The 9514-nt window shown below is 73.9% G+C and carries 7 protein-coding genes; 3 read left to right on the top strand and 4 right to left on the bottom strand.

Annotated elements, in window-relative coordinates:
- Positions 1–9: 9 nt before the first annotated feature.
- From GQS09_RS10160 to GQS09_RS10175, 4 genes are read right to left on the bottom strand one after another with little or no spacing between them, the layout of a single operon-like run.
- A complete protein-coding gene (locus GQS09_RS10160) occupies positions 10–1068 on the bottom strand; it encodes an NAD-dependent epimerase/dehydratase family protein (protein WP_313896070.1) in 1059 nt (352 codons plus the stop codon).
- A complete protein-coding gene (locus GQS09_RS10165) occupies positions 1065–2468 on the bottom strand; it encodes an aspartate aminotransferase family protein (protein WP_243761275.1) in 1404 nt (467 codons plus the stop codon). The genes GQS09_RS10160 and GQS09_RS10165 overlap by 4 nt, the downstream gene beginning before the upstream one ends.
- A complete protein-coding gene (locus GQS09_RS10170; RefSeq protein WP_165985682.1) occupies positions 2458–3429 on the bottom strand; it encodes a lysylphosphatidylglycerol synthase domain-containing protein in 972 nt (323 codons plus the stop codon). Before GQS09_RS10170 ends, GQS09_RS10165 begins: the two co-directional genes overlap by 11 nt.
- Positions 3426–4466 carry a glycosyltransferase gene (locus GQS09_RS10175; protein WP_165985683.1) on the bottom strand — a complete coding sequence of 347 codons (1041 nt, stop codon included), beginning with the start codon at positions 4464–4466 and terminating at the stop codon, positions 3426–3428. Before GQS09_RS10175 ends, GQS09_RS10170 begins: the two co-directional genes overlap by 4 nt.
- A 70-nt stretch (positions 4467–4536) precedes the next feature.
- Here GQS09_RS10175 and GQS09_RS10180 point away from each other — a divergent pair, with 70 nt between their 5' ends.
- The 3 genes from GQS09_RS10180 (at position 4537) to GQS09_RS10190 (ending at position 9409) form a co-directional block, all read left to right on the top strand.
- Positions 4537–6084 (top strand): PLP-dependent aminotransferase family protein, encoded by a 1548-nt coding sequence (locus GQS09_RS10180; RefSeq protein WP_165985684.1) that lies wholly within the window; start codon positions 4537–4539, stop codon positions 6082–6084.
- A gap of 11 nt (positions 6085–6095) precedes the next feature.
- Entirely contained in the window at positions 6096–7346 is a 1251-nt protein-coding gene (locus GQS09_RS10185) for an endonuclease/exonuclease/phosphatase family protein (RefSeq protein WP_165985685.1), read from the top strand.
- 200 nt (positions 7347–7546) lie between these two features.
- A complete protein-coding gene (locus GQS09_RS10190) occupies positions 7547–9409 on the top strand; it encodes a penicillin-binding transpeptidase domain-containing protein (protein ID WP_313896071.1) in 1863 nt (620 codons plus the stop codon).
- The last annotated feature ends 105 nt before the right edge of the window (positions 9410–9514 follow it).

Consider the following 9514-nt stretch of genomic DNA (forward strand, 5'->3'; position numbering starts at 1 on the left):
CGGGCAGGCTCAGAAGAAGACCTTCGCGGCGGCGAGCACGCCCTGCCGCCACGGCTGCTGACTGGTGTTTCCGCTGGTGGAGACCGACTTTCCGGTGGTACGCCACCACTGGTACGAGCGCAGCAGGGCGTCCACCGTCGAGTAGCGGGGGCTGAAGCCCAGCCGCTTCGCGGCCCGGTCGACACTCACGTAGGAGTCACCGCGCAGTTTGTGCAGCAGGCGTCCGTAGACGGGGGAGAGGCCCACGCGCTGGAGCGCGCCCAGCACCGCCACGGCCGGCCCGGCGGGGACGGACACCACGCGGCGGCCGTGCCCCGCCGCGTCCAGCACGGCCTGGAACTGCTCCCGGACGGTGCCGAAGCTGGTCGCGGCGAGGTTGTACGTGTCATTGGCCACGTCGGGCTCGGCCCGGACGGCGGCGACGACGCCGTCGACCAGGTCCTCCACGGCCAGCATCTGCGTCAAAACGTTTCCGCTGCCCAGGACGGGGAAATTGCGCCCCTCCTCGGCCCACTCGAAGAGCATGGCGAACAGTCCCATCCGGCCCGGCCCGAGGAAGGTCTTGGGCCGCAGGATGCTCACGCAGTGCCCGCGGGCGCGGTACTCCTCGGCGACGGTCTCGGCATCGGCCTTGGCGCGGCTGTAGTCGTCGGTCGGCTCGCGCGGATACTCCTCCGTGGTGGGCACCACCGAGGGCAGGCCGTACACGGCGGTCGAGCTCATGTGCACGATCCGCCCGACCCCGGCGGCGCACGCCGCCTCGAACACCGACCGGGTGCCGTCCACGATCACCGAGCGGATCTGTTCCCGCGGGTAGCTGGGCAGCGCCGACGCGGTGTGGACCAGCACCTCCGGTCCGGACTCCGCCAGCGCGGCGGCGAGCGCGTCGCCGTCCCGGATGTCCGCGACGGTCCACTCCTGGCGTTCGTGCAGCCCGGCGCCGCCGGGCTCGCGCAGGTCGATGTCGTGCACCCGGTGGCCGTCGGCGAGCAGGCGTGCCGTGAGGTGGCTGCCCAGCATGCCGGCGGCGCCGGTGACCGCGATGGTGGATGCGGGCCGCTCGGTCACCACAGCGCGCTCACCTTCTCCGCGAAGAAGCGGGTGACCAGCTTGGTCAGGCCCTGGGCGAGCACGGCGTCCAGCGCGTCCAGCGCGTGCTGCACGTCGTCGGCGGAGGCCACCAGCGGCGGGCCGAAGACCAGCGGGCTGCGCCCGTTGAGCGTGTAGTAGGTGTAGAGGTCGTGGTCCCGGTAGAGGGCGCTGATCACGGCGGCGGTGACCAGCTTCACCCGGAAGTTGGGGTCCTTGGCCAGGCCGCCGGGGGCCATCTTCGCCACCAGGTCGAGCACCTTGGGCCCGCCGCTGATGAAGACGCCCCACAGCGCCCCGGCGCCGGCGACGTCCCCGATCGCCTCCGGGTACCGTTCCGCGATGCGCCGCAGGCCGGGGCCGAGCTGCGCCCCGATCGCCCGGGCGCGGGCCGGGAAGTCCTCCTCGACGGCCACGTTGACGGCCTCGATGGCGGTGGCGCACTCCTCGCCGAAGCCGTAGTAGGTGGTGGAGGTCGACTGGAGCAGCGCGTCCTGCATGGTGTCGTAGGCCTTGCGGAACACCGGCTCCCGGGCCACGAACGCCGAGATGGAGCTCTTGCCGCCGCCGAAGGACTTGGAGGTGGTCAGCACGTCGGGGAGCAGCCCGTCGTAGCGCATGAAGTGGAAGAGGGTTCCCGTCTTGCCCCAGCCGGTGTAGATCTCGTCGAAGATCAGCACGATGTCGTGACGGGTGCACAGCTCCCGCACCCCGCGCAGGAACTCCTCCGAGCACCAGGTCAGCGTCGAGGCGCTGAACGGCTCGATCAGCAGGGCGTACACATCGCCCGGGTGCCTGTCGACGGCCGCGGCGGCGCTCTCCAGGTCGCCGTAGCGGAAGGTGTCGATTCCGGGGATGGTCGGGAACGCGAAGTGGTTCTGGGCACTTCCGGTGAGCCCGCCGGAGCCGAGCAGCTTGCCGTGGAAGGCGATGTCCGCGCGCAGCACGGTGCCGCGCCGGCCCTGGTGGTACTTGTACGCGAGCTTGACCGCGCCCTCGACGGCCTCGGCGCCGGAGTTCGGCAGGAACGACATGTTCAGGTCGCCGGGGAGCACGGCCGCGAGGTTGTGGCCGAGCGCGGCAAGGTAGGGCGAGAAGTAGGTCTTGTGCACCTCCATCCGCTGCCGCTCGGCGAAGCGGCGGCGGGCGGCGAGGATGCGCGGGTGGTTGTGCCCGTGGCTGAGCACCCCCACGCCGCCGGTGAAGTCGAGAATCCGCCGGCCGTCGCGCTGGTGGAGGTACGCGCCCTCGGCCCGTTCGACGAGCTCGCGGCCGAAGCCGAACGAGGTCATCAGGCCCACCTGGCTCTTGTTGACGTACCTCCGGTACAGGCGGTGCACCTCTCCGACGTCCAGCGCCTCCGCATCCTCAACGGACATCAGCGCCGGCGTTCTCGGCTTCGCCGGGTCTTTCGGCGGTGTCGGCATGCGATACCTCGATTCTCGTGCGGACCATGTGGCCGAAGCAGACGGCCAGGGCGGTGACCACCTCGGTCACCAGACAGAGCAGCCGGCTCGCCACCACGGCGACGCCGACGGCGGCGGGAGGCAGGACGGAGCCGAGGACGAGCGCGAGCAGCACCTCGCGCACCCCCGCTCCGTCGGGCACGACGATGGCGTAGGAGCCCGCCACCATCGCCAGGGCGAAGCCCCCGACGGCGGCCGGCAGGGCGCGCAGCGGATCGGCGCCCAGCACCACCGCCAGCAGCCACAGGTGCAGCCCGGAGACGCCCCAGCACAGCAACTGCACCGACATCGCGACCCGCAGCCGCCGGTCGGCGTCCGCGGGCAGCGTCAGCTCCCGCTTGACCAGCCGGGACGCCCAGAGCAGGGGCGCGGCGACCCACCCGGGCCGGGCCAGCCCGAGGGCGAACACGCCCGCCGGCAGGGCCAGCCAGGCGGCGCCCGCGCCCAGGCTGGGCGCGATCAGCGCGCCGGCGACCAGACCGGTCACGGTCACCACCGCCAGGCTCAGCCCGAAGGTGGCGGTGATCTGGGCCGGCCGGACGCCGACGCTGTCCGCCAGGCGTATCTGGGCGAGCAGGGTCCAGACCCGGCCGGGGACGAACTTGCCCAGGAAGCTGATGAAGTACAGCCGGCTCGCCGGTCGTGCCGGGACCGGTCCGGCCAGCCCGGTGAGCAGGCCCCGCCAGGCCACCATGCCCAGGCAGATGCCGGCCACGTTGACCGCCGCGGCGAGCAGCAGGAACGGCAGCGCACGGGGGGCGACGAGCTCACCGGCCTCGTGCCACTGCGTGCCGCGCAGCGCCCAGGCGATGCCGGCCGCGGCGGCGACGCAGTAGCCGGTGGTGAGCCCCCAGCGCAGGACGCGCCTGTTCATCTGCGCACCGTCGCCCGGGAACGCCGCCCGGAGGCCGGGGAGAGCGCACCCGTGGCGGCCCCGGCCACCAGGGTGACCAGCACGGCCGCCTGGGCGGCGAGGAAGAACCCGAGATAGCGCGGGCCGCGCTCCCGGCGGACGAAGGCCAGCAGCCCGGGATCGGCGAGCAGCGCACCGGCGAGCGCCAGCCCGGCCGGCAGCGCGAGCAACGGCCACCAGGCGGTCAGCAGGGCCACGGCCGGCATCAGCGCCAGCAGGCCGAGCGCGAGCGCGGTGGCCGCGACGGCGGCCGGCCGCTGCCCGGTCAGCGTGGGCGCGTCGTCGGCGGCGGGCTCCGGCTCCGGCCGGCGGCCACGCCGCTCCGCCAGGGCCATCGGCACCAGCAGCCGGCTGCGCCGGAACTGTTCGCCGAGCACCGCGCGCCAGCGGTCGGCGTCGTCGTGCCGCCCGGTGACCGTGTCGGTGAGGCGGATGCGGCACAGCGGCCGCAGCCGGATGCTCAGTTCGACGTCCTCGCCGTCGCGCAGGCTCTCGTCGAAGCCGCCGGCCCGCTCCAGCACCTCGCGGCGGATCGCGCCGAGGGCGAACAGGGCCGTGCCGACCCGGCCGACGCTGCGCCGCCGCCAGTAGTGGTTGCTGAGGATCTTGTAGTGCTCCAGGGGGCCGTCGTCGATCAGCGGAGTGGTCTCGTAGATGCCGTGCACGCAGCCGGTCTCCGGATCGGCGTCGAGCACGGCCAGCGCGTTGCCGATGGCGTCCGGGGACAGGGCCACGTCGGCGTCCACATAGAACAGCACCGCTCCGGTGGTGGCCTCCGCCCCCAGGTTGCGTGCCGCGGAGACGCCCCGGTTCACTCGCTGGCGCACCACGGTGGCCCCGGCCGCGGCGGCGATCTCCGCGCTGGCGTCGGTGCTGGCGTCGTCGACGACGACCACCTCGTCCGGGACGGTCCGCTGTGCGGCGATGGCCGCCAGGCAGGCGGGCAGCGTGCGGGCGGCGTTGAAACAGGGAATGACCACCGAGACCGCCGACGACATGTTTTCCTCCCCTCCATGGCGTGCCTGGGAGGGGCTGAAAGCGTGAGGACCGGTCGCTATCCTCCACCCCATGGGAGCGCTTCCAAACCAGACTCGACGGCTGCCCGAGTCCCCCGTGGCACCGCGCCCTTTATATCGACCGCCGACGCAGATACCCCGGTCCAATCGGGACGCGAACTTACGATCCAATCTCGCGTGGAACGTCTTCCTCGACCTGGAGGCCCAGTCCCACCCCGCGCTCCGGGACCGGCTCGCCGCGGCACTGCGCAGCGCGATCCGCTCCGGACGGCTGGCCGCCGGGGCGGCCCTGCCCCCGAGCCGCAGCCTCGCCGCCGAACTGCGCTGCTCCCGCTGGGTGGTCACCGAGGCCTACGGCCAGCTGGCCGCCGAGGGCCTGCTGGAGGCGCGCACCGGTTCGGCCACCCGGGTCCGCGCCGTGTCGCCGCAGCCGGCCGCCGAGCCCGGCCCGCCGCCGCCCGTCCCCACCCGCTACGACCTGACCCCCAGCCTCCCCGACCTGCGGGCCTTTCCGCACCGGCGCTGGCTGGAGGCACTGCGCGGCACCATGGTGGCCGGTGCGCTCACCGACCTCGCCCACCCGACCCCGGACGGCAATCCCCGCCTGCGCGACCTGGTCGCCGACTACCTGCGCCGGGTCCGGGGCACCCGGGCCGAGTCGGCCGACGTCCTGATCACCACCGGCGTCACCGACGGTGTCGCCCGGGTCAGCCGGGCGCTGCGCCGCGCCGGCATCACCACCCTGGCGGTCGAGGACCCGGGCTGGCCCGGGCTGCGGCAGGCGGCCGCCGCGGAAGGGCTCGCCGTGCTCGGCATCCCCCTGGACGAGGAGGGCATCCGGGTCGAGGAGCTGGCCCGCCACCGGGGGGTGCGCGCCGTGCTCGTCACCCCCGCCCACCAGTTCCCGACCGGGGCCGTGCTGTCGCCCGCCCGCCGGGCCGCGCTGCTGTCCTGGGCGCGTGACGTGGACGGGCTTGTGCTGGAGGACGATTCCGGCCCGCCCTTCCGGTACGCCGGGCAGCCCCCCGGCACCCTGCAGGGCCTCGATCCCGACCGGGTCTTCCTGCTGGGGTCGACGAGCAAGACGCTCGCCCCCGGCATCGGGATCGGCTGGCTGGTCCCCCCGCGGTCCTGGGCCGCCGGCCTGGACGCCGCCGGCACCGACCAGGTCCGGCCGTCGGGGCTCTGGCAGGCCACTCTGGCCCGGTTCCTGGAGGCCGGCGCCTACGACCGGCATCTGCGGACCACCCGGGCACGCTACCGGCGGCGGCGCGCCGCGCTGATCCGGCAGCTCGCCGAGTCCCTTCCGGAGGCCCGGGTCGGCGGGGCCGACGCGGGACTGCACCTGGTCGCGCACCTGCCGGCCGGTGTCGAGGAGACGGCGGTGGTCCGGCGTCTGGTCCGCTCCGGCGTCAAGCTCGCCGGACTCGACACCTACCGGCTCCAGGCCGATCCGCGGAACCCCGCGCTGGTCATCGGCTACGGCAATCTGCCGGACGCGGCGGTCCCGGGGGTGGCCGAGCGGATCACCGCGGCGGTGCGGATTGGTCTGGAATTCCTGGGCCGGAGCGGTCCGGCGACCGTCGCGCCGCGGGCTTAGGTTCGGCTGACATGACAGCGGCAGAACCGTCCAGGGTGATCAGTGCGGAGGTGCCCGGCGCGCCCGCCGGTACCGGGCAGACCGGGCAGGGCCCGGACAACGGGCAGAGCGGGCAGAGCGGGCAGAGCGGGCAGGGCGCGGACAGCGCGGACAGCGGGCGGCGGCCGGACGGCGAGGCGGCGCCGGCACCGGAGCCGTCCGCCCGCCGCTGGGGCAGCGCCGTGCTGACGGTCTGCGCCGCCGGCTGGCTGGCCTTCACCGTCGCGCACGCGCTGCTCACCGGCCGGGTCTGGTGGTGGGTGCTGCCCGACATGGTGCCGCCGCCCGTCTACCTGCTGCTGCCGCTGCTGATCCTGGCGGCGATGGGCGCGGCGTACGCGCTGCGCCGCCCGCCGCGCAGCCGGGCCGGCCGGACCGCGCTGGCCTGCACACTCAGCGCGCTGGTGCTGGGTGTGCCGGATTCGGGAATCAACTTTCACGCGCTGACCGGCGGCGACCGGCAGTCCACCGCCCACCCGCTCCACGTGGTCTCCTGGAACACGCTCTTCTGGCACCAGGACGAGGACCCCGACCACTTCTACGACTATCTGACCTCCATGGAGGCCGATGTCTATCTGCTCCAGGAGTACATGGTCCAGGGCGAGGACGGACCGGTGGCGGTGGACGACACCGCCCGGCTGCGCGCCGAGTTCCCCGGGTACACCCTGGTCGCCAGAGGCGAACTGCTCACCCTGACCCGGCTGCCGGTGGTCGCCCAGCGGGTGCTGACGGCCAGCCCGATGGAGCCGCTCACCCCCTGGGCCGACTACTGGGACGTGCGGGTGCTCCGCACCGACCTGCTGGCCGGGGGACGGACGGTGAGCTTCTACAACGTGCACATCGCCGACCCGTTCGACCTCGGGCAGTCCCCGCTGACCACCGGCTTCTACACCGCCGTGCACCAGCTCAGCGCCTACCGGGAGGCGCAGTGGCGGGTGCTGCGGGAGGACCTGGCCGGCAATCCCCACCCGGTCGTCGTCTCGGGCGCCCTCAACACCCTGCCCAGCATGGGAGAGCTGCGGCATCTCGCCCCGCTGCGCGACGCGGCGCGGGCGAGCACCTCGCTCTACCCGGTGTCGTTCGCGGTCCGGGGCGCCTGGCTGTGGCGGCTCGACGCGACCTACGTCTCACCGGACGTCCGCGTCTCCTCCTTCGGGCTGCGGGGCCCGGACGGTCTCTCCACCCACAAGGCCCAGCGGATGACCATCGGCCTCGGGGAGTGACGGCGGGAGCCGGGCCGGGCCGGGCGGGGCCGGGGCACGGCACGGCGGGGCGGGTCCGGCGGTGGCGCGAACCGGACGGGCGCCGGATGCGTGCACTGTACGGAGGGTGTCCAAGGGCCTGTCACCCCGCGTCTGTATGGTGGTGGGCCAGTCGAGAGCGCTGGGATTGACGTGACCCGGCGGGGGGAGTGTGGACCGTCGTGCGCAAGATCGTGATCGCCGTCGTGGTGCTGGTTCTGGCCGCCGGCGGTGCGGCGTTCTGGCTGCTCAGAGATGGCGGCGAGGAATCGGACACGGCCCGCGGACACGCCGAGGCGTTCCTCGCGGCCTGGAGCCCCGACCCGGAGGCGGACCAGCGCGGGGCCGCCGCGCTCACCGATGACGAAGAGGCCGCGGCCTCGCTGCTGGAGTCGGTGAGCCGGAATCTGGAGTCGGAGGGGCTGACCTACCAGGTCCAGCCGTCCGAGCCGGTGGAGGGCGGGCAGGACCGGGTCGTCCGGTACACGCTGACCCATGACCTCGGCGAACCGCTCACCGACTGGAGCTACGAGACCGAGATGACGCTCACCCCCGACCCGGCGGCGGACGGCGAGTGGCTGGTGCGCTGGGAGCCGGCGGTCCTGCACCCCGATCTGGCCGACGGGCAGACCCTGGTGAAGACGGTCCGGCAGCCGGACCGGGCCCCCATCCTGGCGGCCGACGGCTCGGAGCTGGCCGGCAGCGGCACGGTGTGGAACATCAGCATCTGGCCCGCCCAGCTGAACGAGCCGGAGACGGCCTACCGCGCCATCGACGGCCTGGACGTCGGTGTGGACACCGAGGCGCTGGCCGACCGGGTGGAGTCCTCCGACCCGGACCAGGCGGTCCCGGTGGTCGCCATCCGGGACGAGATCTACCAGCCCAACCGCGTGGAGCTGAACTCCATCTCCGGCCTCCAGATCCGGGAGGAGACCTGGCCGCTGTCCTATCTGGCGGAGTCGGTTGTCGGCGGGGTGGACCGGGAGACCGGCGAGGGCACCTCCGGGCTCCAGGCCCGCTACCAGGAGCAGCTCGCCGGGCAGCCGCAGACCAGTGTGGTGATCGCCGACCGCACCTCGGGCAGCGCGGTGGAGACCCTGGTCGAGGCCGAGGGCGCCCAGGAGGGCACGCCCGTGCAGACCACCATCGACCCCGAGGTCCAGCGGGCCGCCGAGGCCGCGCTGGAGGGCCAGGAGCAGGGCGGCTCCATCGCCGTGGTGCAGCCCTCCACCGGGAACATACTCGCGCTGGCGGACACACCGGCCGGCTTCCCGCGCTCCGCCGAGGGCCAGTACGCCCCGGGCTCCGGCTTCAAGGTGGTCACCTCCGCCGCGCTGCTGGAGCAGGGCCTGACCATGGACTCGGTCGTGGGCTGCCCCAAGTTCAGCGAGGTCAACGGCCAGAGCTTCCACAACCAGAACGAGTTCGAGCTCGGCCCGGACACCACCCTGCACGAGGCGTTCATCCGGTCCTGCAACACCGCGTTCATCGAGAACCGGGACACGTTCGAGGACAACACCCTGGAGCAGACCGCGCTGGCCTTCGGCGTGGGCGGGGTGTGGGATGTCGGCGCCTCCACCTTCGACGGCAGCGTGCCGGTGTCGGACAGCCAGAACGACCTGGCCGCCTCGCTGATCGGCCAGGCCCGCGTGCAGGCCAGCCCGCTGGTGATGGCCGCCGTGGCCGGAACGGTGCTGGCCGGCGAGTTCCACCAGCCGGTGCTGGTGCCGGAGGCGGTCAAGGAGCGTTTCGAGGCGCCGGCCGGGCTGCAGGAGTCCACCACCGACCAGCTCCGGCAGATGATGCGGGACACCGTCACCCAGGGCACCGCCTCGGCGCTCCAGGGCATCCCCGGCGGGCCGGGCGCCAAGACCGGCACCGCCGAGTTCGCCACCGGCGAGGACGGCGAGCTCTCCACCCACGCCTGGATGATCGGCTTCCTGGCCGACCGTGACCTGGCCTTCGCGGTACTGCTGGAGGACGGCGGCTCCGGCGGTTCGCACGCCGGCCCGGTCGCCGCCGAGCTGCTGGGCGCGCTCTCCTGACCCGGCCGCACCGGGAGGGCGCGGCGCACACCCCGGCGGGGCGGTACCGGACTCCGGCACCGCCCCGCCGCGGTGTGCGCGGGCCGGGCGCCCGCCGGGCGGGGT

The organism is Streptomyces sp. YIM 98790 (genome assembly GCF_011421595.1).
Classification (GTDB): Bacteria; Actinomycetota; Actinomycetes; order Streptomycetales; family Streptomycetaceae; genus Streptomyces.

What these genes read in the sequence shown, in the direction of transcription:
- GQS09_RS10165 (WP_243761275.1), bottom strand. Translation starts at nt 2,468, where the DNA reads ATGTCCGTTGAGGATGCGGAGGCGCTGGACGTCGGAGAGGTGCACCGC.
- GQS09_RS10170 (WP_165985682.1), bottom strand. Translation starts at nt 3,429, where the DNA reads ATGAACAGGCGCGTCCTGCGCTGGGGGCTCACCACCGGCTACTGCGTC.
- GQS09_RS10175 (WP_165985683.1), bottom strand. Translation starts at nt 4,466, where the DNA reads ATGTCGTCGGCGGTCTCGGTGGTCATTCCCTGTTTCAACGCCGCCCGC.
- GQS09_RS10180 (WP_165985684.1), top strand. Translation starts at nt 4,537, where the DNA reads ATGGGAGCGCTTCCAAACCAGACTCGACGGCTGCCCGAGTCCCCCGTG.
- GQS09_RS10185 (WP_165985685.1), top strand. Translation starts at nt 6,096, where the DNA reads ATGACAGCGGCAGAACCGTCCAGGGTGATCAGTGCGGAGGTGCCCGGC.